Below are 23,589 nucleotides of genomic sequence, written 5' to 3' on the forward strand. Positions count from 1 at the left end.
TGGGGGGGGGGGACTTTTTTTCGCCCCCCCCCCCCCCCACTCCACTGTACCCCCGATTTATTCCCCCCCCCGGGGGGGCGCCCCCCCCCCCGGGGGCGGGCGCGCCTTCGTCTTTCCCTTTCCCCTCGTTCCAGGAGCACCAATGAAGCGAGCGCGACTCATTCGCGCCGCCGCAGTGCTGGTCAGCGCCCTCATCGGCGCCGGCACCGTGGCCGTCACCACCTCCGCCGGTCCGGCCAGCGCGGCGACCCTGCCGGCCTGTACGGCGAAGAACTTCCAGGCCACCTCGTTCAAGCTCGACGGTGGTTTCGCCGAGATCCAGACGACCATGAAGACCGCCTGTAAGCCGCAGGAGGTCACCCTGGTGACCTACCTGGCCCCGCAGCCGAAGTTCGCGGTCCCGCAGTACCTCTTCGCGAGCCAGACCGAGACCCTGAGCCTCGACAACAAGAGCCAGACCTTCAAGGTCGCGCTGCCGGACTGCAACACGCAGGCCGACCTCTTCATCGGTGGCCAGAAGGACATCATCGAGACTCTCGTCGAGGGTGGCGCCCGCTACAACGACAAGAAGATCGCCTACTTCAACGGCGGCACCAGCGACTGCGTGCAGCCCGCGGTGCAGTACTCGGCGAGCTGTGACGGCACCGTCACGCTGAACCTGGCGAACAACGGTCAGCTGAGCGGCGTCGCGGTCGACTTCACCGTCAAGTACGGCGAGAAGACCCAGGTCGTCTCGGTGCCCAAGGGCGAGAGCCGGGACCTGATCGTCCCGGCCGACAGCGGCGCCATCACGGTCTCCGCCAAGAAACTGGAGACCACGACGATCAACTGGGCGCTCCCGGAGAACTGCGCCCCGTCGGCCGCCGCCACGAACGACTGCACCAGCACCACCATCACGGTGAACAACCCGGAGAGCAACGGCACCGTCTCGGCCGAGGTCACCTACAACGGTGAGACCAAGACCGTGAGCATCGCGTCCGGCGCCTCCGAGTCGGTCTCCTTCAAGGCCGCCGAGGCCGCCACCGCGTCGGTGAAGTTCCCGGGCTCGCGCCTGGCCGAGCTGACCGTCGACGTCGTCCTGGGCGAGTGCTCGAACCCGGAGCCGAGCACCAGCGTCAGCGTCACCCCGTCGGCCAGCGCCTCGGCGTCGCCGTCGGCGAGCGCGTCCGCCTCCACCTCCACGTCCGCCTCCACCTCGGAGAGCCCCACCCCGGTCACCACCTCGACCGACAGCGACGATGACGGCGGTGAGCTGGCCCTGACCGGCGCGGCCGCCTCCTCGATCGCCGGTGGCGCCGCCCTGCTGCTGATCGTCGGTGCCGGCCTGTTCTTCATGGCCCGTCGCCGCAAGGTCAACTTCAAGGCCTGATTTCTCCCGTACGCCGTGAAGGGCGCGTCCTCCGCCGGGGGACGCGCCCTTTGCGTTGCCCGGCCCGTGTTTCGGAGCCCGGGCTAGCCCTTCTCCAGGTACTCCGCGCGGTCCTCGTCGACCAGGGCGGCCACCGAGGCGGCCAGTGCGGGGTACCGGGACAGGTCGGGATCGTCGCCGACCAGCCCGGACGCCTCCACCCGGGCCTCCTTGATCAGCTTCTCGTCGCGTACCAGGGAGAGAAGTCTCAGGTGGGAGTGCTTGCCGGACTGGGAGGCGCCCAGGACGTCGCCCTCCCGGCGCTGCTCCAGGTCGATCTCGGAGAGCTTGAAGCCGTCCGTCGTGGAGGCCACCGCGTCCAGCCGTTCACGGGCCGCCGAGCCCTCCACCGCCTCGGTGTGCAGCAGACAGACGCCGGGCGCGGAGCCGCGGCCCACCCGGCCGCGCAACTGGTGCAACTGGGACACCCCGAACCGGTCCGCGTCCATAATGATCATGACGGTGGAGTTCGGCACGTCCACCCCGACCTCGATCACCGTGGTCGCGACCAGGACATCCAGGTCACCGGCGGAGAAGCTGCGCATCACGGCATCCTTCTCGTCGGCCGGCATCTTCCCGTGCAGCATCCCGATCCGGAGACCGGCCAGGTAGTTCTCCCGCAGGATCGGGAGCACCTCGGTCACCGCGAGCGGCGGGCGCCGGGCGGACTCGGTCTCCGGCGGCGGGGCGTCACCGTCGTCGAACGAGGACTCCGGCCCCTCCCCGATCCGCGGGCAGACGATGTACGCCTGGTGCCCGGCCCTGACCTCCTCGCGGACGCGTACCCAGGCACGCTCCAGATAGGCCGGCTTCTCCAGCGCCGGGACCACGTGCGACGCGATCGGCGAACGCCCCCGGGGCAGCTGGGACAGGACCGAGGTCTCCAGGTCGCCGTAGACGGTCATCGCGACCGTCCGGGGGATCGGCGTCGCGGTCATCACCAGCACGTGCGGCGGACGGGCCGCCTTGGCACGCAGGGCGTCCCGCTGCTCCACCCCGAACCGGTGCTGCTCGTCGACGACCACCAGCCCGAGGTCCCGGAACTCGACACCCTCGTACAGCAGGGCGTGCGTGCCCACCACGATGCCGGCGCGACCGTCGGCGAGCTCGGCGAGCGCCGCCCGGCGGGCCACGGCGCCGAGCGAGCCGGTCACCAGGGTCAGCCGGGTCCCGGACGGGTCGCCGTCCAGCTCGCCGGCCCGGCCCAGGGCGCCGAGCTGCGCGCCGATGCCGCGGAAGTGCTGGGTGGCGAGCACCTCGGTCGGCGCGAGCAGCGCGGCCTGGCCGCCCGCGTCCACCACCTGGAGCATCGCGCGTACCGAGACCAGGGTCTTGCCGGAGCCGACCTCGCCCTGCAGCAGCCGGTGCATCGGGTGCGAGCGGCCCAGGTCGGCGGCGATCTCCTCGCCCACCGTCCGCTGGCCCTCGGTCAGCTCGTACGGCAGACCGGCGTCGAACGCCGCCAGCATCCCGTCGTCACGGCGCGGGCGGGCGGTGCCGGGCGAGGCCGCGGCCCGGGCCCGGCGCTGGGCCAGGGTCAGCTGGACCGCGAACGCCTCGTCCCACTTGAGCCGGTGCTTGGCCGCGTAGAGCGCCGCCTCCGAGCTGGGCCGGTGGATCTCGCGCAGCGCGGTGCCGATGCCGACCAGGTTCCGCGTGGCCCGGACCTCGGCGGGCATCGGGTCGTCCGGCGGCTGGAAGGTATCGAGCAGCGTACGGACGCACGTGGCGATCACCCAGGTCGGCACCTTCTCGGCGGCCGGATAGACCGGGATCAGCGCACCGGCGAACTCCTCGATCTCCTCGGCCGCCTCGTCCTGCGTCGCGTCCGCCTTGAGCAGCTGATAGGCCGGGCCGTTCAGCTGGCGCTTGCCGCGGAACTCGGTGACCTTGCCGGCGAACAGCCCCCACCGCCCCCGGGTCAGCTCCCGCTCCCGCCACGCCTGGTTGAAGAAGGTGCAGGTCAGCGATGCCCCGGAGCCGTCACCGATGGTCACCTCGAGCATGTTGCCCTTGCGCGCCCGGAACGGTTTCAGTCCGATCCCCTGCACCTGAGCCAGCACGGTGACCTGCTCGCCGACCTCCAGCTGCCGCAGGTCGGTGTGCTCGCCGCGCTCGTCGTAGCGCCGGGGGAAGTGGTAGATCAGGTCGCCCGCGGTGTGCAGATCGAGGTGCTCCGCCAGGGCTTTCCCGGTCTTCGCCCCGAGCACCCTGTCCAACGGTGTGTCGGTCGTGGTCATTCGACTCCTGCCAGAAGGTGGTACCGCGGTTGCCCGCCGGCGTAGCACTGCAGCTCGATGAAGGGCCAGGTCCGGTGTACGTGGCCGCGGAGGGCCCCCTCCAGGTCCGGCGGGGCGTCCGCGCCGAGCACCAGGGTGACCAGTTCACCGCCGCCACCGAGCATCCGGTCGAGCAGCCGGTGGCTCACCTCGGCCAGGTCGGCGCCGATCACGTGCACCTCGCCGTCGACCAGACCGAGCAGATCACCCGCCCGGCACGGCCCGGCCACGGTCAGGGCGTCCCGCTGCGCGGTGCAGACCTCGCCGTAGCGGCACGCCCCGGCGGCCTCGGCCATCGCGATCACGTCGTCAGAGAACGGCCGCTGCCGGTCCCGCACGGCCAGCGCCGCGAGCGCCTGCACCGGCGACCGGGTCGGCACCACGCTGACCCTGATCCCCTCGGCCTCCGCCTCCCGCGCCGCGGCGATCGCCACGGTCTGCGTGTTGGCGTCGTTCGGCAGCAGCACCACGTCACCGGCGCCGGAGGCCCGGATCGCGGCGAGGATCTCGGCGGTCGACGGGTTCCGGTCGACGACGGTCGCCCCCTCGGTCTCGAAGAGCGCGGTCAGCCCGTCCCCCGAGGCCACCACGACGGCACCCCGCGCGCCGCTCTCCGGCCGTCTCGCCTCCAGCTGGGTGACGCTTATCCGGTACGCCCTCCCGGCGCCGACTCCCGCCTCCACCGCCGCCCCGATCTCCGTGACCGGCACATGCACGTGAACGTTCCAGGTCGGCGGCGCCCCGTCCCCGGTCCCCACGATCACCAGCGACTCCCCCAGCCCTCCGAGGACCGCTCGCAGCTCCGCCACCGCCTCGGGCTCCGCATCCAGCAGATACTGCACCTCGAACCCATAGCCGCGCCCGTCCCCGGAACAGTCCCCCTGCTCCGCCTGATGGCCCGTGCCCACGCCCGTGCCCACCACGCCCACGCCCGTGCCCACCACGCCCACACCCGTGCCCACGCCCGTGCCCACACCCATCGCGCCCGCGCCCACGCCCGTGCCCACCGTGCCCACACCCGTGCCCGGCACGCTTACGCCCACCGCGCTGGCATCGCCGCTCTTCGTGACCGATTTTTCGTCATTTAACGTGTTTTCCAGTGATGGACTGTCCGGGTCGATGGCGTCGGACTCGGTCAGCGCGGCGACCAGGGCGTCCAGGAGCACGCAGAGGCCACGGCCGCCCGCGTCCACCACGCCCGCCAGGGCCAGCACCGGAAGCTGCTGCGGCGTACGCGCCAGCGCCTCCGAGGCCGCACTCGCCGCGGCCCGCGCGACCGCCACCAGGTCGTCCGACGCGATCCGGGCCGCACCCTCGGCCGCCGCCGCGACCACCGACAGGACCGTGCCCTCCACCGGCGTGGCGACCGCCGCATAGGCCGCCTCGGACGCCGTCCGGAACGCGCGGGCCAGCTCGGGCCCCCGCACCGCCACCGCGGTCGCGAACGAGTCGGCCATCCCCCGCAGGATCTGCGAGACGATCACACCGGAGTTGCCCCGGGCCCCGAGCAGCGCCCCACGGGCCATCCGCCGCATGACCCGGCCGCTCTCCCCCACGGAAGCAGCCGCACCCCCCGCCCCCGCGGAAGCAGCCCCCGGCCCGACCCCCACCGTCCCCGGGGAAGCCACCCCTGCGGAACCCGCCCCCGCCGTGGCACCCACCGTCCCCGAACCGGCTGCACCCACCCCAGGCGCACCCACCCCAGGCGCATCGAGCCCAGGTGCACCGAGCCCAGGCGCACCGAGCCCAGGCGCATCGAGCCCCGGGCCACCGGGCTCCGGCGCCCCGCTCACCTGTGGCGCGGCATCGAGGGCGTCCGGTTCCTCCAGGGCCTCGCGGGCGGCGGTCAGGGTGAGGACGAGGTTGGTGCCGGTGTCGCCGTCGGGCACCGGGTAGACGTTCAGCTCGTCGATCTCGCGCTGATGTGCCCGCAGCGCCTCCAGTCCACCGTCGCACCAGCGGTGCACGGCGGCGGCATCGAGGGTCTCCAGCACGCGAAAATCGTACTAACCACCCCTGACAATCGCCCGGTACGCACCCTGACCGGGGGCGATTGGCCGCGCGCCCCGGGCATCGGGTAGGCTCGTCGAGTTGCCTGGGCAGTACCAACCCTGGGCGCCCTTCAGTTTCGTATCAAACCCAGGAGTATCCCGTGGCTAGCGTGTGCGACGTCTGTGGCAAGGGACCGGGCTTCGGCCACAACGTGTCCTTCTCGCACCGGCGGACCAACCGCCGCTGGAACCCGAACATCCAGTCGGTGCGCACCCCGGCCGGCGGCGGGACCACCAAGAAGCTTCAGGTCTGCACCTCGTGCATCAAGGCCGGCAAGGTCGTCCGCGCCTAGTTCGCGACTGCGGCATCCGAGAAGCCGCTGAGCCTTCGGGCTCAGCGGCTTCTCGTCTTTCCCGCTCGAGTTCCCGCTCGTCTTTCCCGCTCGAGTTCCCGCTCGAGTTCCCGCTCGTCTTTCCCGCTCGAGTTCCCGCTCGTGTTCCCCGCTCGAGTTCCCGCTCGTGTTCCCCGCCGAGGTTCACACACGGGTGCGGGAGTGGGGTGTCACAGGTCTTTCGCGTAGGAGAGCACGTCGTCGTAACCGGCGTAGTAGCCGAAGTCGTCGATCCGCGTATACCCGGCGGACTCGTAGAGCGCGATCGCCTCGGGCTGCCGGTCGCCGGTCTCCAGGATGACCCGGTTGCACCCGGCCGCCCGCGCCGACTCCTCGATCGTCGCGAGCATCCGCCGGGCGACGCCCTGTCCGCGCGCCTCGGCCAGCGTGAACATCCGCTTCAGCTCGGCGTCGTCGCCGTGCCGCCGCCAGCCGGCGCTGGCCAGCAGGCGGCCGTCCGGCCCCTCGGCCACGAAGAACGCACCGGACGGCGGGAGGAAGTCCGCCGCCCGGATCGGGGTGTCGTCCCCGCTACCGCCGTACCGCTCGGAGAGGTCGCGCATGTTCGCCGCGACCAGCTCCTGAACCAGGGGCTCGTCGAACCCCACCAACTTGATCTTGATCGGTGCCACCGGGCAAGGGTAGTGCGGGTTCCTCAGCGGAAGTGGTCCCAGCCCGTCCCACCGGTCCACGGCTTCCCGTCCACGGTCACACCGGAGCCGTCCACGACCCGGCCGATCACGCGCCAGCCCGCGGGCAGCTCGGTCCCGGCCGGGAACGTCGCGGCGAGGGGGTGGTCGTCGCCGCCGGCCAGGATCCACTGGTACGGGTCCACCCCGAGCGCCTTCGCCGCGTCCCGCATCTGACCGGGCACCTCGAACGCCTCCCGCTCGATGTCGATGCCGACCACGCTGGCCGCCGCGACGTGCCCGAGGTCCTGGATCAGCCCGTCCGAGATGTCGATCATCGAGGTCGCACCGAGCCCCGCCGCGATCGGGCCGGACGCGTACGGGACCTCCGGCCGACGGTACGCGTCGACCAGCACCTTCGGCGTACGGAATCCCCGGGAGAGCACGGTGTAGCCCGCCGCGCCGTACCCGATCCGGCCGGAGAGGGCGAGAAGGTCGCCGGGCCTGGCGCCGTCGCGGCGGACCGGGTCGCGGCCCTCGAGATCGCCGAGGGCGGTGACCGCGATGGTCAGCGTCGGGCTGGACGAGGTGTCCCCACCCACCACCCCGGCTCCGACCAGCGCCGCCTCCGCGCTCAGCCCGTCGGCGAGCCCTTCGGCCCACGCGATCTCCAGGCCCGCGGGGGCGCAGAGGGCGACCAGCAGCGCGGTCGGCCGGGCCCCCATCGCCGCGATGTCGGCCAGGTTGGCGGCCGCGGCCCGGTGACCCACGTCGGCCGGGCCGCACCAGTCACGCCGGAAGTGCCGCCCCTCGACCAGTACGTCGGTGGAGGCGACCACCCGGCTGTCGGCCGCGCGGATCACCGCGGCGTCGTCGCCGGGGCCGAGCAGGGTGGCCGATCCGGCCCCGAGCCGGGAGACTATGCGGCCTATGAGTCCGAATTCCCCGGCCTCTGCGATGCTCACGTCAAAGTCCTTCGATGGTGGCGTCCCGCTGCCGGGCCGCTTCGTACGGTAGTTTCACGACCGGGGATCACCGACGGTGACGGATAGGAGTCGATCGTGGTCCAGGCATACATCCTCATTCAAACGGAGGTCGGGAAGGCCCGTGACGTGGCCGCCGCGATCGAGAAGATACCGGGGGTCGTCCGCGTCGACGCGGTCACCGGGCCGTACGACGTCGTCGTCCTCTCCGAGGCACACACCGTGGACGAGCTCGGCGGCCTGATTGTGAGCAAGGTCCAGTACGTACCGGGCATCACGCGGACGCTCACCTGCTCCGTGGTAAACCTCTGAGCATGGTCGACGTCGACGAGCCGAGAACCGAACCGCAGCCGGTACCGGACCGCACCACCCGGATCGCCGCCATCTGGGCGACCGCCGTGGCGGTTCCCCTCGCACTGGCCGTCGGCATCGTCGCATTTCTCCATATTAATCCGGAAGAAACGGACGAAAAGCCGACTGCCGCGAGCAGTTCGCCGATCACCGTTCCGAGTACGGCGGTCGAGATGCCCGCCACGAAGCTCTCCGCGGAGACGAGCACGGTCTGCCTCGCGGTCACCTCGCAGTTGCCGACCCAGGTCCGGAACCTCCCGGCCCGCAAGGTCAGCGCCGGCCCGGAGCAGAACGCGGCGTACGGCGAGCCGGCCATCACCGTCGCGTGCGGCGTGACCGCGCCGGTGATGTGCGAGACCCTGGACCAGGACGCGACCGACGGCTGCGTCCCGCTCGACACCGAGCTGCTGCTGATGAACCGCGTCTGCTGGTATGCCCAGGACGCCGCCGACGGGACGACCTTCACCACGATGGACCGCGAGGTTCCGGTGCGGGTGGTCGTCCCGGCCGACTACGACAACCGCGCCCAGTGGGCCAACGAGTTCTCCGACGTCGTCGTCGAGACCGACAAGTCGATCACCGAGGGCCTGCCGAGCGGCTGCACCATCGGCTGACCCCGGACCCGGGCTCCAGCCCGGGTTCCGGAACGCGGGCTAGTGCAGGCCGGTCCCGCGGCGCAGGGCGGTACGGATCAGCCGGTCCACGACCTTCGGGTACTCCAGCCCGGTGGCCGCCCACATCTGCGGGAACATCGAGGTCGACGTCATGCCCGGCATGGTGTTGATCTCGTTGAGGTAGACCCGGTGGTCGGCCGTCACGAAGAAGTCGACCCGGGCCAGGCCCGCGCAGTCCAGCGCGGTGAAGGTCCGCAGGGCGTACTCCCGCACCTGCCTGGTGACCTCGTCCGGCAGACCCGCCGGGATCGTGTACGGGCTGCCGACCAGGTACTTGGTCTCGAAGTCGTACCACTCGGCGGACTCGTCGACGTGGATCTCGGCGAGCAGCGACGACTCGGGGGAGCCACCGGCCTCGCCCTCCAGCACGCCGCACTCCACCTCGCGGCCCACGATCGCGGCTTCGACCAGCACCTTCGGGTCGACCTGCCGGGCCGTGGCGATCGCCGCGTCCAGGTCCGCCCAGTCCTTGACCTTGGTGATGCCGTGTGACGACCCGGCCCGCGAGGGCTTCACGAAGACCGGCAGGCCCAGCCGCTCCTTGTCCGCCTCGGCGAACTCGGCACCGGCCCGGAGAACCACGTACGGCCCGACCGGGATGCCCTCGGCGATCGCCAGCTTCTTGGTGAACTCCTTGTCCATCGCGGCCGCGGAGGCGAAGACGTTGGCGCCCACGTACGGGATCCCGGCCATCTCCAGCATGCCCTGGATGGTGCCGTCCTCGCCGTACGCCCCGTGCAGCACCGGGAAGACCACATCCACCCCGGCCAGCTCGGAGACGCCCTCGGCCGGGTCACGGACGATCAGCTCGGTCGCCGTCGGGTCGGCCGCCAGCACCACCGCGTTACCCGAGGCCGCGGTGATCTCCGGCAGCGTCTGACCCGCGATCGCCAGCGAGGAGGGATCCGTACCGGCGAGGACCCAGCGCCCCTCCCGGGTGATTCCGACCGGCACCGCCTCGTACTGGTCCGGGTCCAGGGCACCGAGGATGGCCCCCGCACTCACGCAGGAAATGGCGTGCTCAGTGCTGCGACCGCCGAACACGATCGCGACGCGGGTCTTCCGGGGGGTCGTCACTCTTCTCTGCGCCTCTCGCTAGCGGGCATGCCGGGGGTGACCCTACTCTGCGTAAGCCAGATTTGCCGATGCGGCGGACGGGGCCGAGGCAGGGGAGACGAACAGTAGATGTCACCAGCACTCCACGTGATCGCGGGCCCTGGACCAGGGCAGTTGGCGACGATGGCACACGAGGCCGAGCCGTGGGCACCCCATGAGCTGACCGCCCTGGCCCGCGCCGGCGTACAGATCCTGGTCTGCGCACCCACGCCGCCCGCTCCCCCGGCACCGTCCACTCCGTCCACCCCCGCCGCCGCGCCCACGTCCGCCGGCTCGCCCGGCGCCGCGGCCGGAGACGGCGCCGCCCCCGAGTCCAACGCGCCGGCCCCCGACGCGGACACCGGCACCGCGCCCGGCGTCGACGGCCCGGCCGGTACCGGCAGCACGGGCGGTACCGGCAGCACGGGCGGTACCGGCAGCACGGGCGGTACCGGCAGCACGGGCGGCACCGGCGGCACGGGCGGCACGGGCGGGGAGGCCGATACCGGCGGCGAGGCCGGGCTGGAGCTGATCCCGTTCCCCACGGTCGGCACCACCGGCAAGGGCCGCCGTACCGAGGCCACCGACGTGATCGCGCTGGCCACCCGGCTCGCCCGGGAGGTCCGGGCCGGCCGCTTCGTGGTCACCCAGTCCGCCGCGGGCCAGGGCCGCACCACGATGCTGGCCGCCATGATCCTGGTCCTGCTCGGCATCAGCCCCGGCGAGGCCCTCCGCCGCATCGGCACCGCCACCGGCCCCACGATCCCCACCGACTGGCTTCACGACTTCGTCTCCACCCACAACTGACCCCGCCACAACTGACCCCGCCCACGCCCGGCACGCCACAGCCGTGGGTGGGCACGGCCCCGGCGCGCGTCACGGTTCTGGCTGGTGCTCCGGGGTGTCTCTCAAGCGGAGCGAGACACCCCGGAGCACCAGCCAGAACCCGCAGGCGCGCTACGGCTCGGAGTGGGCACGAAGGCCGCGGAGGACGATCGGGTGGGTCAGGCGGCGAAGGTCTGGGGGAGGGCGCCGGTGTCCCAGAGGTGGTCGAGGTGGGAGAGGAAGCCGGTCAGGGTGCGCTCCAGGTCGCGGCGCTCGGTGGCCGGGAGGACGGCCAGCGGGTCGGAGAAGACCAGGCCGTCGGGGTGCTTGGCGCGGGTGCCGACGAACTTGTCGCAGGCGGAGCACCACACGTAGCTGACCAGCGTGGGGCGGCGGGCGTTCTCCGGAGCGGTGAAGTAGGCGCGCAGGCGGTGCTCGCCGCAGGACGGGCAGTCCCGCTCGCCCGGTGCCACGAAGAAGCTCTCACCCCGGGTCAGGGCCGCGACCTCGTCCCCGCTGAAGCTGGTCCAGGCCGTCACCGCGACGACTCCGGCGACGGCGAGGACGAGGACGAAGGCGAGGGCGCGGACGACGGCGGGAGCAGGGACGCGTCCAGGGCCGCGGTGAGGTCGGCGATCAGGTCGGCGGTGTCCTCGATGCCACAGGAGAAGCGGACGAAGCCCGGCGGGGTGTCGTCGCCGAACTGGGCCCGCCGGTCGGCCGTGGTGTGCACGCCGCCGAAGGACGTCGCCGCGAAGACCAGCCGGCTCGTGGTCAGGAAGCGGGCCACCCGTTCGGCGCTGCCCAGGTCGAACGCGACGATCCCCGGGATGCGGCGCATCTGCCGGCTCGCCACCGGGTACGACGGGTCCGACGGCAGGCCGGGCCAGCGGACCCCGTCCACGTCGGCGCGGGACGACAGCAGCTCGGCCACCGCGGCGGCGTTCGCGGTCTGCCGGGCCAGGCGCAGGTCGAGTGTGGCGATCGAGCGGTGGGCCAGCCAGCAGTCGAAGGCGCCGGGTACCCCGCCGGTGATCGTCCGCCACGCCGAGAGCGCGTCGAACAGTGCCGGGTCGTTCGTGGCGACGTACCCGAGCAGCAGGTCGGAGTGGCCGGTCAGGGCCTTGGTGCCGGAGGCGACGACCAGGTCCGCGCCGAGGGCGAGCGGGTTCTGGCCGAGCGGGGTGGCCGCGGTGTTGTCGACGGCGAGCAGCGCGCCCGCGGCGTGCGCGGCGCCGGCCAGCGCACGGATGTCGGCGACGTCGAGGCCCGGGTTCGCGGGCGTCTCGAGCAGCAGCAGCCGCAGGCCGGACAGGTCCGGGTACGGCCCCGCGGTCGGCACCAGCACCGAGGAGACGCCCAGAGCGGCCAGCTGGTCGCGGGCGAAGGCGCGTACCGGGAAATAGCCGTCGCCGGGAAGAGCGACCCGGTCGCCGGCCCGGACCACCGACAGGATCGCGGCCGTGACGGCCGCCTGACCGGAGGCGAACACCAGCGCCCTGCCCCCTTCGAGGCTCCCGATCGCCTCCTCCAGGTGGCGGCGGGTGGGCTGCTCGGCGCGGGCGTACCCGTTCTCGCCCGGCCCGGTGACCGGATCGAGGTGGTACGGCGCGGCGAAGACCGGCCCCGGCAGGAAGGGCTCGCCGACGACCGGCTCGGGCAGACCGGCGTGCGCGGCCCGCGTCCCGTCCGCGAGAGGAGAGTCCGCAGAAGGAGAGGTCATTCCGGCTTCATCTCCCGGGTCATCAGCAGCTTGACCGCGACCCGCGGGTCGACGCCCTCGTGGCAGACCCGCTCGACCTGCTCGACGATCGGCATCTCGACGCCGTGCACGCGGGCCAGGTCGCGGATGGAGAGACAGCTCTTCACGCCCTCGGCGGTCTGCCGGGTGGCGGCCTGCGCCTGGTCCAGGCTCTCGCCGCGGCCGAGGTGCTCGCCGAAGGTGCGGTTCCGGGCGAGCGGCGAGGAGCAGGAGGCGACCAGGTCGCCGAGTCCGGCGAGACCGGCGAAGGTGAGCGGATCGGCGCCGAGCGCGACCCCGAGCCGGGACGTCTCGGCCAGACCGCGAGTGATCAGCGAGGCCCGGGTGTTGTCGCCCAGTCCGATCGCGACCGCCATCCCGTACGCGAGGGCGATCACGTTCTTGACCGCGCCGCCGAGTTCGCAGCCGACCACGTCGTCGCTGGTGTACGGCCGGAAGTACGGCGTCGCGAGCGCGTGCTGCACGTGCTTGGCGCGCCCCTCGTCGGAGCAGGCCACCACGGTCGCGGTCGGCTGCTCGGCGGCGATCTCGGGCGCCAGGTTCGGCCCGGAGACGACCACCACCCGGTCCGGCGCCACGTGCGCGGTCTCGACGATCACCTCGCTCATCCGCTTGAGCGTGCCGAGCTCGATCCCCTTCATCAGCGAGATCAGCGTGGCGCCGGCGGGGAAGGCCGGCGCCCAGTCGGCGAGGTTGCCGCGCAGGGTCTGCGAGGGGACGGCGAGCGCGATCATCTCGGCGCCGGCCACCGCCTCGGCGAGGTCGGTGGTGCCGGTGACCCGCTTCGACAGCGTCGCGGTGGGCAGCGAGCCCTTGTTGGTGCCCTGGTCGCGGATCTCGGCGGCGACCGCCTCGCGCCGCGCCCACATGGTCACCTCCGCCCCGGCGTCGCCGAGCACCTTGGCGACCGCCGTGCCCCAGGAACCGGATCCGATGACGGCCGCCTTCATGACGCGTCCTCCGAGGTCGAGGCCCGTCGTGCGGGCCGTTCGTAGAGTGCCGGCGGCTCGCCGTCACGGATCGTGGCGAGCAGGTCCCGGACGTCCAGCATGATCGCCTCGGTCATCTCCTCGAGCACCGCCCGGGTCGGTTGCACCCCGGACCACCGGCTCAGGTCGACCGGCCGGCCCGTGGTCACCGTCACCGAGGCCCGTCGCCACTTCAGTTTCTCGGTACGCGGATCGAAGACCTGCTGCGGCCCCCAGGTCGCGATGGGCACCACCGGAGCCCCGGTGAGCAGCGCGAGCCGGGCCGCGCCGGTCTTGCCGCGCATCGGCCACAGGTCGGGGTGCCGGGTCGTCGTGCCCTCCGGGTAGATCACCACGGCGCCGCCCTCGTCCAGCGCCCTCACCAACGCGTCCAACGACTTGACCGCCTCGACGCTGCCCCGTTCGACCGGGATCTGCAGTGTCTGTCGTAACAGCGGCCCGATGACCGGTACCCGCCAGAGGCTGGCCTTGCCGAGGAAGCGGGGCCACCGGCCGGACTTGTAGAGGTAGTGCGCGACGACGAGCGGGTCGAAGTGCGAGACGTGGTTGGGTACCAGGATCACCGGCCCGTTCGGCGGGAGGTTCTCCCGGTGCAGCCAGGTGCGCTCGGTCCAGGCGGTCATGACGGGGATCACCAGCATCACCGCGAAACGCTGCCAGAAAGTCAGCCTGTGCTGCCCCACGGCTTCCCCCGTCCTCGATCACCTTTCACCTGCGACGAAATCATGCCCGCTCCTCAGGCCGCGTACCAGGTAGGGGTATGAGCCGAGATCGCTGGCACACTGCATGTGTGGTGGTGCGGAAGTGGACGGCCGTGATCCCGGTCAAGCGTCTCGGCACGGCCAAGACCCGGCTGCGCGGGGCGGTGCCCGCCGACCGGCACCCGGAGCTGGCGCTCGCCATGGTGCGCGACACCGCCGCCGCGGTGCTCGGCGCCGCCGCGGTGGCCCGGCTCGTGGTGGTGACCGACGACCCGGTGGTGTCCGCGGCCGTACGCGAGATCGGCGCCGTGCCCGCGCCGGACCCCGGTGGCGGCCTCAACGCGGCCCTGCGCTTCGGTGCCGACGAGATGGCCGGGCTGGACACGTACCGGGTGGTGCTCACCGGTGACCTGCCCGCGCTGCTCCCCGAGCACCTGGACGCCGTGCTCGCCGAGGTCACCGGCCGCAGCTTCGTGCCCGACGCGGCCGGCACCGGGACCGTGCTGCTGGCCGCGCCGCCCCGGGTGCCGCTCGACCCGCGCTTCGGCCCGCACTCCGCGGCCGCGCACGCCGCCTCCGGCGCGACCCCGATCGGCGCGGGCCGGCCGGGCCTCCGCCAGGACGTCGACACCGCCGCCGACCTGGACTCCGTCCTGGCGCTCGGGGCCGGCGGGCGCACCCGGCGGTTACTCAGTGATCTCGGACTCACCACAGCGTGCACACAGTCCGCCTGTGCGGGGTAGCGTCAGCGGCATGCAGGGCACCATCGCGACCTTCGACACCGCCTCCCGGACCGGCACTCTGCTCCTCGACGACGGCTCTGAGCTGGCCTTCGGCACCGAGGCGTTCGATCGGTCCGGGTTGCGCCTGTTACGTCTCGGCCAGCGGGTCGGGATCGACGCCGATCCGGACGGGACCGTACACCGGGTGAGGATTCCCGGAATCGCCTGAGTTGATCACCCGGTCGTTCGTTTCACGTTCCGCCGCGAACGGCAATGATGGACCCATGCAGACCCCGCCCCGGACCCCCGATCCCCGACGGCGTGGCCCGAACGGCCGCTATCTCCCCCGGGAGTTCCCCGAGCTCACCGCCGAACCCGAGATGGAAACGATCGTGGAGACGGAAGCGACCGAGCCCGAGGCCGAGGCGGACGGGTATCTGCTGCCCGAGGACCGTTTCCTCAACCGGGAGCTCTCCTGGCTCGACTTCAACGCCCGGGTGCTGGCCCTGGCCGAGGACCCGGGCACCCCGCTGCTGGAGCGGGCCAAGTTCCTCGCCATCTTCGCCAGCAACCTGGACGAGTTCTACATGGTCCGGGTCGCCGGGCTGAAGCGGCGGCTCAGCGCGGGCCTGCCGATGCGGGGCGGCGACCGCCTGCCGCTGCGCCAGCAGATCGAGATGATCAACGAGAAGGCCGCCGACCTGATCACCCGGCACGCGGTCTGCTTCGCCGACGAGGTCCGGCCCAAGCTCGCCGCCGAGAGCATCGAGCTGGTCGCCTGGGGCGAGCTGGAGGCCCCGGAGCAGGGCCGGCTGCGGACCTACTTCCGCGAGAAGGTCTTCCCGGTGCTCACGCCTCTCGCGGTCGACCCGGCGCACCCGTTCCCGTACATCTCCAGCAGGTCCTTGAACCTCGCGGTGGCGCTGCGCTACCCGGACGGCGACAACCCCGAGCTGTTCGCCCGGGTCAAGGTGCCGAACAACGTGCCCCGCTTCGTGACCGTGCAGAACGACAGCCGCGGCGTGCGCTTCCTGCCGATCGAGGACCTGATCGCGAACCACCTCGACCAGCTCTTCCCCGGCATGCAGATCCTGGAGACGCACCTGTTCCGGGTGACCCGCAACGCCGAGCTGGAGGTCGACGAGGACCGCGACGAGGACCTGCTGCAGGCCCTGGAGCGGGAGCTGGCGCAGCGCCGGTTCGGCCCGCCGGTCCGGCTCGAGGTGGCCGCCTCGATCAGCGACCACGTGCTCGACCTGCTCGTCCGCGAGCTCGACATGGACAGCCACGACGTGCTCCGGGTGCCCGGGCTGCTCGACCTCTCGTCGCTCTGGCAGGTCTTCGGCGACTGCGACCGGGACGACCTCAAGGACCGGCCGTTCGTGCCGGCCACCCACCCGCACCTGGCCGACGGCGAGGTGCCGCGCAGCGTCTTCAACCGGCTGCGCGAGTCGGACATCCTGGTCCACCACCCGTACCACTCGTTCTCCACGAGCGTGCAGCGCTTCATCGAGCAGGCCGCCGCCGACCCGAACGTGCTCGCCATCAAGCAGACGCTGTACCGCACCTCGGGCGACTCGCCCATCGTGGACGCGCTGGTCGACGCGGCCGCCGCCGGTAAGCAGGTGGTGGTGCTGGTCGAGGTGAAGGCGCGCTTCGACGAGGTGGCCAACATCGCCTGGGCGCGGACCCTGGAGCGGGCCGGCTGCCACGTGGTCTACGGCCTGGTCGGCCTCAAGACGCACTGCAAGACGTCGCTGGTGGTCCGGCAGGAGGGCAACCAGATCCGGCGGTACTGCCACATCGGCACCGGCAACTACCACCCGAAGACCGCCCGGCTCTACGAGGACTTCGGCATGCTGACCGCCGACCCCGAGGTGGGCGCGGACGTCACCGACCTGTTCAACGTGCTGACCGGGTACAGCCGGCAGACCACGTACCGGCGGCTTCTGGTGGCGCCGCACGGCGTACGCAAAGGGCTGCTGGAAAGGGTCGAGGAGCAGGCGAAGATCGCCCGCGCCGGCGGCGAGGCCCTGGTCCAGTTCAAGGTGAACTCGCTGGTCGACGAGGAGACCACGGACGCGCTCTACCGTGCCTCCCAGGACGGCGTGAAGATCGATCTGGTGATCCGCGGGATGTGCGCGCTGCGGCCCGGCGTCCCCGGCCTCTCCGACAACATCCGGGTGCGCTCGATCGTCGGCCGGTTCCTGGAGCACTCCCGGGTGTTCCGGTTCGGCGCCGGCGACGACGCGGAGTACTGGATGGGCTCCGCCGACCTGATGCACCGCAACCTCGACCGCCGGGTGGAGGCCCTGGTCCGGGTCACCCTGGGCTCGGCCCGCGAGGAGATGCGCAACGTCCTGGACATCTCGATGTCCGACGGCACCGAGGGCTGGGACCTGGACGGTGACGGCGTCTGGCACCGCAACAACGGCACGCCTGGCAGTCCCCAGATCCACCTGCAGGAGGCCCTGCTGCGCCGGGTCATCGGCAAGAAGAGCTGATGCCCGAACCGATCCACGCCGCGGGTGGGGTGCTCTACCGTCCGGGCGCGTACGGCACCGAGTTCTGCCTGGTGCACCGCCCGCGGTACGACGACTGGAGCCTGCCCAAGGGCACCCTCACCTCCGGTGAGCCCGCGCTGGCCGCCGCCGTCCGCGAGGTTCGTGAGGAGACCGGCACCGAGGGACTCGTCGAGTTCCGGCTGCCCGAGGTGGCGTACGCCGTCGGGAGCCGGCCGAAGACCGTCCGGTACTGGCTGATGCGGGCCGCCGCCGAGGGCCCGGTACTCGACACCGGCGAGGTGGACCGGATCGCCTGGCTGCCGCTCGCCGAGGCCGCCGCGCGACTGAGCTATCCGGACGAGCGCCGGCTGCTCGACCACGTGGCCGCGCTGCCCCCGGTCACCGCGGTGATCGCGCTGGTCCGGCACGCGCACGCGGGTGAACGGTCGGCCTGGTCCGGCCCGGACACGCTGCGCCCGATCGACCCGAAGGGGCACCGGCAGGCGAAGCGGATCGCGGCCATGCTCGCGGGCTTCCGGCCCCGCCGGGTGGTCGCGGCCACCCCGCTGCGCTGTACCCAGACCCTGGAGCCGCTGGGCCTGCCGATCGTCCAGGACGGCGCGCTCGCCGAGCCGGGCACACCGGAACGGATCGCGGCGGCCCACCGGCGCCTCCTGGAGCTGCGCGAGCAGCGGCGGGTGGTGGCGTGCAGCCAGGGCAGGGTGATGCCCGCCCTGCTCGCGGCCCTTCACGACGAAGAGGACCCGGGGCCCTGGAAGACCCGCAAGGGCGAGGGCCTGCTGCTCACCTGGTCCGGCGACCGGCTGCTGGGGTCGTCCCGGCTGGAGTGACCGCCCGCACCGGCACGTCGGCCCGCCAGTAGCCGAGCAGCTCGTCGGTGAGCCAGCGGGCCCGCCACAGCTCGTCCTTGCGCGGCTCCCAGTCCCGCAGCGGCAGCAGGGCCACCCGCCAGGCGAGCACCGCGGCGAGATACCAGCCGTAGAGCGGGACGGCACCGGCCAGCCCGTCCCGGACCCGGTACGAGCACCAGGGGGCGTACCCGGCCACCACCAGCCCGGACCAGCCGCAGGTGAGCAGCCAGTCCAGCACCGGCCGGCCGGTGTGCCGCTCGGCCCAGTCGCCCAGCGTCCAGCCGGGCAGCACGGCGAGCGCGAAGAGTGCCGCGGCGAGGGCCGAGCGGGTCACCAGCCCACGCGGCCGCGGTCTGCGTTCCATGCCCGGACGGTAGGACGGCCGGGCGGCCCCGCGCCGGAACACGAGAGGGCGTCCACCCTAAGGTGGACGCCCTCTCGTCGCAGGATCCAGCGGGCAGGATCTAGCGGGCAGGATCTAGCGGGAACGACGGCCCGTACTCGCCTTCTTGGCCGCCGGAGCCGCCTTCGCGGTCTTCTTGGCCGCCGGAGCCGCCTTCGCCGTCGTCTTGGCCGGGGCGGTCTTCTTGACCGCCACGGCCTTCTTGACCGGCGCCGCCTTGGTCGCCGCCGCCGTCTTCTTCACCGGCGCCGCCTTGGTGGTCGTCGCCGTCTTCTTCGCCGCCGCGGTCGTCTTGACCGGAGCGGCCTTCGTCGCCGTCGCCGTCTTCTTCGCCGCCGTCGCCGTGGTCTTCTTGGCGGCGGCGGACCCGGTCGTCTTCTTCGCGGGGGCCGCCGTCTTGGCCGGCTTCCCGCTCGCGACCAACTCGCGGAAGGTGTTACCCGGCCGGAATGCGGCGACCGAGGTCTTCTTCACCTTCACCGGTTCGCCGGTTCGCGGATTCCGCGCTGTTCGCGCATTGCGAGCCCGCTTCTCCCAGGATCCGAAGCCGGTGAGTGACACCTTGTCGCCCTTGGCGACGGCGTTCTGCACCTCACTGATGAACGTGTCCAGCGCCAGGGTGGCGGTCTTCTTGTCACCCAGCTTGACGGCGAGCGCGTCAATGAGCTCGGCCTTGTTCACGGTTTCCTCCCGGACGTGAGAACTGGCCCGTCGCAGGCCATTCTGCGCGCACGGTATGCCCTGTGACCTGGTTACACAAACATTCGTGGCAAAAAACCGTTGTGTCCTAATGGATTCGCCCCTGCCGGGCGACCCGGCAGGGGCGAATTCGAGAATCAGCTGCTGATCGCTGCTAAAGGACTACGACCGGTTTGAAAGCCGGGCGGCCCTTCTCGTACGCGGTAATCGCGTCCTCGTGGCGCAGCGTCAGTCCGATGTCGTCGAGGCCCTCCATGAGGCGCCAGCGACTGAAATCGTCGATCGGGAACCCGTAGGCGGCGTCGTCCACCCGGACCACGCGGCCGTCCAGGTCGACGGTGATCTCCTTCTCCGGCTCGCTCTCGGCCAGGTCCCAGAGGCTCTCCACGATCTTCTGGTCCAGCTGGATCGGGAGCAGACCCTCCTTCAGGGCGTTACCCCGGAAGATGTCGCCGAACCGGGAGGCGATGACCGCCTTGAAGCCCCAGTCGCGCAGCGCCCAGACGGCGTGCTGCCGGGACGAGCCGGTGCCGAAGTTCGGGCCGGCCACCAGGATGGTGGCGCCGGCGTGCGCCGGGTTGTGCAGCACGAAGGAGGGGTCCTCGCGCCAGGCGCTGAAGAGGCCGTCCTCGAAGCCGGTCCGGGTGACCCGCTTCAGGTACACCGCCGGGATGATCTGGTCGGTGTCCACATCGGAACGGCGCAGCGGCATGACCTTGCCGCTGTGGCTGACGAACTTGTCCATGATCAGGTCTCCCCTGCTCAGAGGTCGGCGGGGGCGGCCAGCCGGCCGACCACGGCGGTGGCGGCGGCGACCTGCGGCGAGACCAGGTGGGTACGCCCGCCCTTGCCCTGCCGGCCCTCGAAGTTACGGTTGGAGGTGGACGCCGCCCGCTGCCCGGGTGAGAGCGTGTCCGGGTTCATGCCGAGGCACATCGAGCAGCCGGCGAACCGCCACTCGGCGCCGGCCTCGGTGAAGACCTTGTCCAGGCCCTCCGCCTCGGCCTGCTCGCGCACCAGGTAGGAACCGGGCACGATCATCATCCGGACGCCCTCGTGCACCTTGTGCCCGCGGATCACGTCGGCGGCCGCCCGCAGGTCCTCCAGCCGGCCGTTGGTGCAGGAGCCGACGAAGACCACGTCGACCGGGACCTCACGGAACGGGGTGCCCGGGGTGAGATCCATGTACGCCAGCGCGCGCTCGGCGGCACCGCGCTCCACCTCGTCCAGGAAGTCCCCGGGGCTCGGCACCACGCCGTTGAGCGCGGCGCCCTGGCCCGGATTGGTGCCCCAGGTGATGAACGGGCTGATCTGCGCCGCGTCGAGGATGATCTCGGTGTCGTACTCGGCGCCCTCGTCGCTGGGGAGGGTCCGCCAGTACTCGACCGCCGCGTCCCACTCGGCACCCTGCGGGGCGTGCTTGCGGCCCTCCAGGTACGCGAACGTGGTCTCGTCCGGCGCGATCATGCCGGCCTTGGCGCCCCACTCGATCGACATGTTGCAGATGGTCATCCGGCCCTCCATGGAGAGCTTGCGGATCGCCTCGCCGCGGTACTCCACGATGTGGCCGTTGCCGCCGCCGGTGCCGGTCTGCGTGATCAGCGCGAGGATCAGGTCCTTCGCGGTGACGCCCTCGCCGAGCTCGCCGACGACCGTGACCGCCATCGTCTTCGGCTTCGACTGCGGCAGCGTCTGGGTGGCGAGCACGTGCTCGACCTCACTGGTGCCGATGCCGAAGGCGAGCGCGCCGAACGCGCCGTGGGTGGCGGTGTGCGAGTCACCGCAGACGATCGTGGTGCCCGGCTGGGTGAGCCCGAGCTGCGGGCCGATCACGTGCACGATGCCCTGGTTCACGTCACCGAGCGGGCGGATCTCGACGCCGAACTCGGCGCAGTTCTTCCGCAGCGTCTCGATCTGCGTCCGCGAGACGGTGTCGGCGATGGTCATCAGGTCGCCACGGCGGGTGTTGAACGCGGGGTCCGCGTACCCGGTCGGCGTGTTGTGGTCCTCCGTCGCAAGCGTGAGGTCGGTCCGGCGGACCGGGCGACCGGCCATCCGGAGACCGTCGAACGCCTGCGGACTGGTGACCTCGTGCAGCAGATGCAGGTCGATGAAGAGCAGGTCCGGCTCACCCTCGGCCGTGCGCACCACGTGGTCATCCCAGACCTTCTCGGCCAGGGTCCTGGGTTTCCCGCTCTGGGGAGTGACTCCCACCATCTGGACATCCTAAATTCTGGAATGTATGTTTCGGCTTGTGGGACACAGTATGAGCGGTGTCGGCGTTCTCGACAAGGCGGTCGTCATTCTCGCCGCATGTGTCGACGGCGCCAGCCTGGCCGAACTCGTCGAGCGCACCAAGCTGCCGCGGGCAACCGCACATCGCCTGGCACAGGCGTTGGAGATACACCGGATGCTGGTCCGCGACACCCAGGGCCGGTGGCGCCCGGGCCCCCGTCTGGGCGAGCTCGCGAACGCCGCACCCGACGTTCTCCTGACCGCCGCCGAACCCCTGCTTTCCGCATTGCGGGACGCGACGGGCGAGAGTGCGCAGCTCTACCTGCGCCGTGCCGACGAGCGCATCTGCGTGGCCGCGGCCGAGCGCGCGAGTGGTCTTCGCGACACCGTGCCGGTCGGTTCGGTGCTCCCGATGGTCGCCGGTTCCGCCGCCCAGATCCTGCTCGCGTGGGAGCCCCCCGAGGCCGTGATGCCGCTCCTGCCGCGCTGCAAGTTCACCGGCCGCACCCTGGCCGAGGTCCGCCGCCGCGGCTGGGCCCAGAGCGTCGCCGAACGCGAGCCGGGTGTGGCGAGCGTCTCCGCCCCGATCCGCGACCGCACGGGACGCGTGATCGCCTCGATTTCGATAAGCGGTCCGATCGAACGCCTCGGCCGTCGTCCCGGCGAGCGCCACGCCATGGCCGTCGTCCGCGCCGGCCAGCGCCTCTCCGGCCTCTGACCCCTTCCCCTGCCGCTTCTTTCTGCGAGCGCCCGGCTTTCTGCCGGGCGCTTCCTTTTTTCGGGTACGCCCACCGCCGAGCACTTCGACCTGTCACCGACCTCGCCGCCGCCCTCGCCACCCGGCCGTCGCCACACAGCACACGCCGTCGCCACACAGCACACGCCGTCGCCACACAGCGCCCGCCGTCGCCACACAGCGCCCGCCGTCGTCAGGGCTCCCAGACGGCGTTGTCGTGAGCGAAGAGCACCCGCCGCGGGTCGAGGTCCAGCAGCCGCCCGAGCCACGCCGGCTGCGCGCCCACCCCGGCCCGGCGCCCGAGCACGTCCCCGGTGAAACCGGCGGCTTGGTCGTGGCTCTGCCCCGCGACGATCACCGTCCCGTCGGCCGAGGCGACCACGACCGACTGGTGCCCGTCGGTATGCCCGGCCGTCGGCACGATCAGCACTCCCGGCCGGATCTCCGCATCCCCGTCCAGCTCCTCGATCACCGCCCCCGGGTGGTCGAAGAGCCCGGCGGCGTACTGCGGCGACTCCCGCGCCACGGCCAGCTCGGCCCGCTGGGCGAGGACCGGCACCCCGGCCAGCTCCGCGTTGCCCCCGCAGTGGTCGAAGTGCAGATGGCAGTTGACCACGAGCCGGATCTCCTCCACCGCGGCTCCCACGGCCCGCAGCGCCGCCCGCAACGGAATCCGGTGTGGCCGATAGTGATCGTCGACACCGGGAACCCGCCCCATCCCGGTGTCGACCAGGATCGCCCCGTCCGGATGGTCCACGAGATACCCCAGCACCGGCTCGACCCGCTCGACCCCGTCCGCCGTCTCACTCCCCGGCCGGACGAAATACCCGAAATCCACCCGCCGCACCGCGATATCGGTCATCCTCGCAGTATCTCCGCCCCGCGGCGCCACCCGCCCGTCCCCGCCTTCTGCCCTCGGCAGACCGCCCCACCAGCCCCGCAGACCACCGCCCGCGGCAGACCACCCCGCCAGCCCGGCCCACCGCCCTCGGCAGGCCGTCCAACGAAAAAGCCCGCACCGTGATCGGTGCGGGCTTTCATCTGGTAGTCCCGAAGGGATTCGAACCCTCGCTACCGCCTTGAGAGGGCGGCGTCCTAGGCCGCTAGACGACGGGACCAGAACTTTCCGTACACCGCCCTGCTTCAGCGGCGGCCCGAACTCTATCAGGCCACCCCCGCTCCCCCCGAATCACCCACCACTCCTCTCCGCCCCACACCCACCCGCGCACTCCCAGCCGCCGTCGCGAGGTCCGCACTCACTCCCGGCCGCAACGCGCGTCCCGGTTGTGGCTGGTGCTCAGGGGCGTCTCGCTTCGCTTGAGACACCCCTGAGCACCAG

At 72.0% G+C, this 23,589-nt stretch carries 24 protein-coding genes and 1 tRNA gene; 10 read left to right on the forward strand and 15 right to left on the reverse strand.

Annotated elements, in window-relative coordinates; all coding sequences use genetic code 11:
* Positions 1-142: 142 nt before the first annotated feature.
* A complete protein-coding gene (locus tag AB0M08_RS44050) occupies positions 143-1,369 on the forward strand; it encodes a hypothetical protein (protein WP_364507251.1) in 1,227 nt (408 codons plus the stop codon).
* Between the two features lie 83 nt (positions 1,370-1,452).
* On the opposite strand, the gene recG is transcribed toward AB0M08_RS44050, so the two are convergent.
* Positions 1,453-3,648 carry an ATP-dependent DNA helicase RecG gene (gene recG / locus AB0M08_RS44055; protein ID WP_364507253.1) on the reverse strand — a complete coding sequence of 732 codons (2,196 nt, stop codon included), beginning with the start codon at positions 3,646-3,648 and terminating at the stop codon, positions 1,453-1,455.
* Positions 3,645-5,681, reverse strand: a complete 2,037-nt coding sequence (locus AB0M08_RS44060) for a DAK2 domain-containing protein (RefSeq protein WP_364507256.1) — start codon at positions 5,679-5,681, stop codon at positions 3,645-3,647. The genes recG and AB0M08_RS44060 overlap by 4 nt, the downstream gene beginning before the upstream one ends.
* A gap of 158 nt (positions 5,682-5,839) precedes the next feature.
* Here AB0M08_RS44060 and rpmB point away from each other — a divergent pair, with 158 nt between their 5' ends.
* Positions 5,840-6,031 carry a 50S ribosomal protein L28 gene (gene rpmB / locus AB0M08_RS44065; protein WP_364507259.1) on the forward strand — a complete coding sequence of 64 codons (192 nt, stop codon included), beginning with the start codon at positions 5,840-5,842 and terminating at the stop codon, positions 6,029-6,031.
* A gap of 209 nt (positions 6,032-6,240) precedes the next feature.
* Here the strand turns inward: rpmB and AB0M08_RS44070 are convergent, their stop codons facing one another.
* Both AB0M08_RS44070 and AB0M08_RS44075 read right to left on the reverse strand, forming a co-directional pair.
* Positions 6,241-6,702: a GNAT family N-acetyltransferase gene (locus AB0M08_RS44070; protein ID WP_364507262.1), complete on the reverse strand. Its 462-nt coding sequence runs from the start codon at positions 6,700-6,702 to the stop codon at positions 6,241-6,243.
* A gap of 23 nt (positions 6,703-6,725) precedes the next feature.
* Complete coding sequence (locus AB0M08_RS44075; RefSeq protein WP_364507265.1) at positions 6,726-7,664, reverse strand: thiamine-phosphate kinase; 939 nt, start codon at positions 7,662-7,664, stop codon at positions 6,726-6,728.
* A gap of 96 nt (positions 7,665-7,760) precedes the next feature.
* Between AB0M08_RS44075 and AB0M08_RS44080 the strand changes: the two genes are divergently transcribed.
* Both AB0M08_RS44080 and AB0M08_RS44085 read left to right on the forward strand, forming a co-directional pair.
* Positions 7,761-7,994 carry an Lrp/AsnC ligand binding domain-containing protein gene (locus tag AB0M08_RS44080; RefSeq protein ID WP_364507268.1) on the forward strand — a complete coding sequence of 78 codons (234 nt, stop codon included), beginning with the start codon at positions 7,761-7,763 and terminating at the stop codon, positions 7,992-7,994.
* Between the two features lie 2 nt (positions 7,995-7,996).
* Positions 7,997-8,647, forward strand: coding sequence for a DUF3515 family protein (locus tag AB0M08_RS44085; RefSeq protein WP_364507270.1), 651 nt, complete (start codon positions 7,997-7,999; stop codon positions 8,645-8,647).
* A 39-nt stretch (positions 8,648-8,686) separates the two neighbouring features.
* Here the strand turns inward: AB0M08_RS44085 and AB0M08_RS44090 are convergent, their stop codons facing one another.
* Positions 8,687-9,784 carry a D-alanine--D-alanine ligase family protein gene (locus AB0M08_RS44090; protein ID WP_364507273.1) on the reverse strand — a complete coding sequence of 366 codons (1,098 nt, stop codon included), beginning with the start codon at positions 9,782-9,784 and terminating at the stop codon, positions 8,687-8,689.
* Positions 9,785-9,892: 108 nt separating this feature from the next.
* On the opposite strand from AB0M08_RS44090, the gene AB0M08_RS44095 reads away from it, so the two are divergent.
* A complete protein-coding gene (locus AB0M08_RS44095) occupies positions 9,893-10,609 on the forward strand; it encodes a hypothetical protein (RefSeq protein ID WP_364507275.1) in 717 nt (238 codons plus the stop codon).
* A 197-nt stretch (positions 10,610-10,806) separates the two neighbouring features.
* Here AB0M08_RS44095 and AB0M08_RS44100 read toward each other — a convergent pair whose 3' ends face one another.
* From AB0M08_RS44100 to AB0M08_RS44115, 4 genes are read right to left on the reverse strand one after another with little or no spacing between them, the layout of a single operon-like run.
* Complete coding sequence (locus AB0M08_RS44100; protein ID WP_364507278.1) at positions 10,807-11,166, reverse strand: hypothetical protein; 360 nt, start codon at positions 11,164-11,166, stop codon at positions 10,807-10,809.
* Entirely contained in the window at positions 11,163-12,350 is a 1,188-nt protein-coding gene (locus AB0M08_RS44105; RefSeq protein ID WP_364507281.1) for a cystathionine gamma-lyase, read from the reverse strand. Before AB0M08_RS44105 ends, AB0M08_RS44100 begins: the two co-directional genes overlap by 4 nt.
* A complete protein-coding gene (locus tag AB0M08_RS44110; RefSeq protein ID WP_364507283.1) occupies positions 12,347-13,339 on the reverse strand; it encodes an NAD(P)H-dependent glycerol-3-phosphate dehydrogenase in 993 nt (330 codons plus the stop codon). Before AB0M08_RS44110 ends, AB0M08_RS44105 begins: the two co-directional genes overlap by 4 nt.
* Positions 13,336-14,061, reverse strand: a complete 726-nt coding sequence (locus AB0M08_RS44115) for a lysophospholipid acyltransferase family protein (RefSeq protein ID WP_364507286.1) — start codon at positions 14,059-14,061, stop codon at positions 13,336-13,338. Before AB0M08_RS44115 ends, AB0M08_RS44110 begins: the two co-directional genes overlap by 4 nt.
* Before the next feature lie 110 nt (positions 14,062-14,171).
* Between AB0M08_RS44115 and cofC the strand changes: the two genes are divergently transcribed.
* The 4 genes from cofC to AB0M08_RS44135 are packed head-to-tail and all read left to right on the forward strand — an operon-like array spanning position 14,172 to position 18,156.
* Entirely contained in the window at positions 14,172-14,822 is a 651-nt protein-coding gene (gene cofC, locus AB0M08_RS44120; protein WP_364507308.1) for a 2-phospho-L-lactate guanylyltransferase, read from the forward strand.
* A gap of 10 nt (positions 14,823-14,832) precedes the next feature.
* Complete coding sequence (locus AB0M08_RS44125) at positions 14,833-15,030, forward strand: cold-shock protein (RefSeq protein WP_364507288.1); 198 nt, start codon at positions 14,833-14,835, stop codon at positions 15,028-15,030.
* A gap of 55 nt (positions 15,031-15,085) precedes the next feature.
* Entirely contained in the window at positions 15,086-17,305 is a 2,220-nt protein-coding gene (locus tag AB0M08_RS44130) for an RNA degradosome polyphosphate kinase (protein WP_364507291.1), read from the forward strand.
* Positions 17,305-18,156 carry an NUDIX hydrolase gene (locus AB0M08_RS44135; RefSeq protein ID WP_364507294.1) on the forward strand — a complete coding sequence of 284 codons (852 nt, stop codon included), beginning with the start codon at positions 17,305-17,307 and terminating at the stop codon, positions 18,154-18,156. The genes AB0M08_RS44130 and AB0M08_RS44135 overlap by 1 nt, the downstream gene beginning before the upstream one ends.
* On the opposite strand, the gene AB0M08_RS44140 is transcribed toward AB0M08_RS44135, so the two are convergent.
* From AB0M08_RS44140 to leuC, 4 genes are all read right to left on the reverse strand, one after another.
* Entirely contained in the window at positions 18,110-18,541 is a 432-nt protein-coding gene (locus tag AB0M08_RS44140) for a hypothetical protein (protein WP_364507296.1), read from the reverse strand. The genes AB0M08_RS44135 and AB0M08_RS44140 overlap by 47 nt on opposite strands.
* Before the next feature lie 114 nt (positions 18,542-18,655).
* Positions 18,656-19,261 (reverse strand): HU family DNA-binding protein, encoded by a 606-nt coding sequence (locus AB0M08_RS44145; RefSeq protein ID WP_364507299.1) that lies wholly within the window; start codon positions 19,259-19,261, stop codon positions 18,656-18,658.
* A gap of 172 nt (positions 19,262-19,433) precedes the next feature.
* A complete protein-coding gene (leuD, locus tag AB0M08_RS44150; RefSeq protein ID WP_364507302.1) occupies positions 19,434-20,024 on the reverse strand; it encodes a 3-isopropylmalate dehydratase small subunit in 591 nt (196 codons plus the stop codon).
* A 17-nt stretch (positions 20,025-20,041) separates the two neighbouring features.
* The gene (leuC, locus tag AB0M08_RS44155) at positions 20,042-21,496 is read right to left on the reverse strand and encodes a 3-isopropylmalate dehydratase large subunit (RefSeq protein WP_364507304.1); all 1,455 of its coding nucleotides are present in this window, start codon (positions 21,494-21,496) and stop codon (positions 20,042-20,044) included.
* A gap of 49 nt (positions 21,497-21,545) precedes the next feature.
* On the opposite strand from leuC, the gene AB0M08_RS44160 reads away from it, so the two are divergent.
* Positions 21,546-22,232 (forward strand): IclR family transcriptional regulator, encoded by a 687-nt coding sequence (locus tag AB0M08_RS44160; RefSeq protein ID WP_014447202.1) that lies wholly within the window; start codon positions 21,546-21,548, stop codon positions 22,230-22,232.
* Positions 22,233-22,443: 211 nt separating this feature from the next.
* Here AB0M08_RS44160 and AB0M08_RS44165 read toward each other — a convergent pair whose 3' ends face one another.
* Entirely contained in the window at positions 22,444-23,112 is a 669-nt protein-coding gene (locus AB0M08_RS44165; RefSeq protein WP_364507306.1) for an MBL fold metallo-hydrolase, read from the reverse strand.
* Between the two features lie 180 nt (positions 23,113-23,292).
* Positions 23,293-23,368: transfer RNA gene (locus tag AB0M08_RS44170), tRNA-Glu, on the reverse strand.
* Positions 23,369-23,589 lie beyond the last annotated feature (221 nt).

This window comes from Actinoplanes sp. NPDC051851, assembly GCF_040681165.1.
GTDB lineage: Bacteria > Actinomycetota > Actinomycetes > Mycobacteriales > Micromonosporaceae > Actinoplanes.

Excerpts from the sequence above, each read along its gene's own strand:
- AB0M08_RS44135 (WP_364507294.1), top strand. The coding sequence starts at position 17,305 with ATGCCCGAACCGATCCACGCCGCGGGTGGGGTGCTCTACCGTCCGGGC.
- AB0M08_RS44160 (WP_014447202.1), top strand. The coding sequence starts at position 21,546 with ATGAGCGGTGTCGGCGTTCTCGACAAGGCGGTCGTCATTCTCGCCGCA.
- AB0M08_RS44050 (WP_364507251.1), top strand. The coding sequence starts at position 143 with ATGAAGCGAGCGCGACTCATTCGCGCCGCCGCAGTGCTGGTCAGCGCC.
- AB0M08_RS44140 (WP_364507296.1), bottom strand. The coding sequence starts at position 18,541 with ATGGAACGCAGACCGCGGCCGCGTGGGCTGGTGACCCGCTCGGCCCTC.
- leuC (WP_364507304.1), bottom strand. The coding sequence starts at position 21,496 with ATGGTGGGAGTCACTCCCCAGAGCGGGAAACCCAGGACCCTGGCCGAG.
- AB0M08_RS44165 (WP_364507306.1), bottom strand. The coding sequence starts at position 23,112 with ATGACCGATATCGCGGTGCGGCGGGTGGATTTCGGGTATTTCGTCCGG.
- AB0M08_RS44085 (WP_364507270.1), top strand. The coding sequence starts at position 7,997 with ATGGTCGACGTCGACGAGCCGAGAACCGAACCGCAGCCGGTACCGGAC.
- AB0M08_RS44125 (WP_364507288.1), top strand. The coding sequence starts at position 14,833 with ATGCAGGGCACCATCGCGACCTTCGACACCGCCTCCCGGACCGGCACT.
- recG (WP_364507253.1), bottom strand. The coding sequence starts at position 3,648 with ATGACCACGACCGACACACCGTTGGACAGGGTGCTCGGGGCGAAGACC.
- leuD (WP_364507302.1), bottom strand. The coding sequence starts at position 20,024 with ATGGACAAGTTCGTCAGCCACAGCGGCAAGGTCATGCCGCTGCGCCGT.
- AB0M08_RS44110 (WP_364507283.1), bottom strand. The coding sequence starts at position 13,339 with ATGAAGGCGGCCGTCATCGGATCCGGTTCCTGGGGCACGGCGGTCGCC.
- AB0M08_RS44105 (WP_364507281.1), bottom strand. The coding sequence starts at position 12,350 with ATGACCTCTCCTTCTGCGGACTCTCCTCTCGCGGACGGGACGCGGGCC.
- AB0M08_RS44095 (WP_364507275.1), top strand. The coding sequence starts at position 9,893 with ATGTCACCAGCACTCCACGTGATCGCGGGCCCTGGACCAGGGCAGTTG.
- AB0M08_RS44130 (WP_364507291.1), top strand. The coding sequence starts at position 15,086 with ATGCAGACCCCGCCCCGGACCCCCGATCCCCGACGGCGTGGCCCGAAC.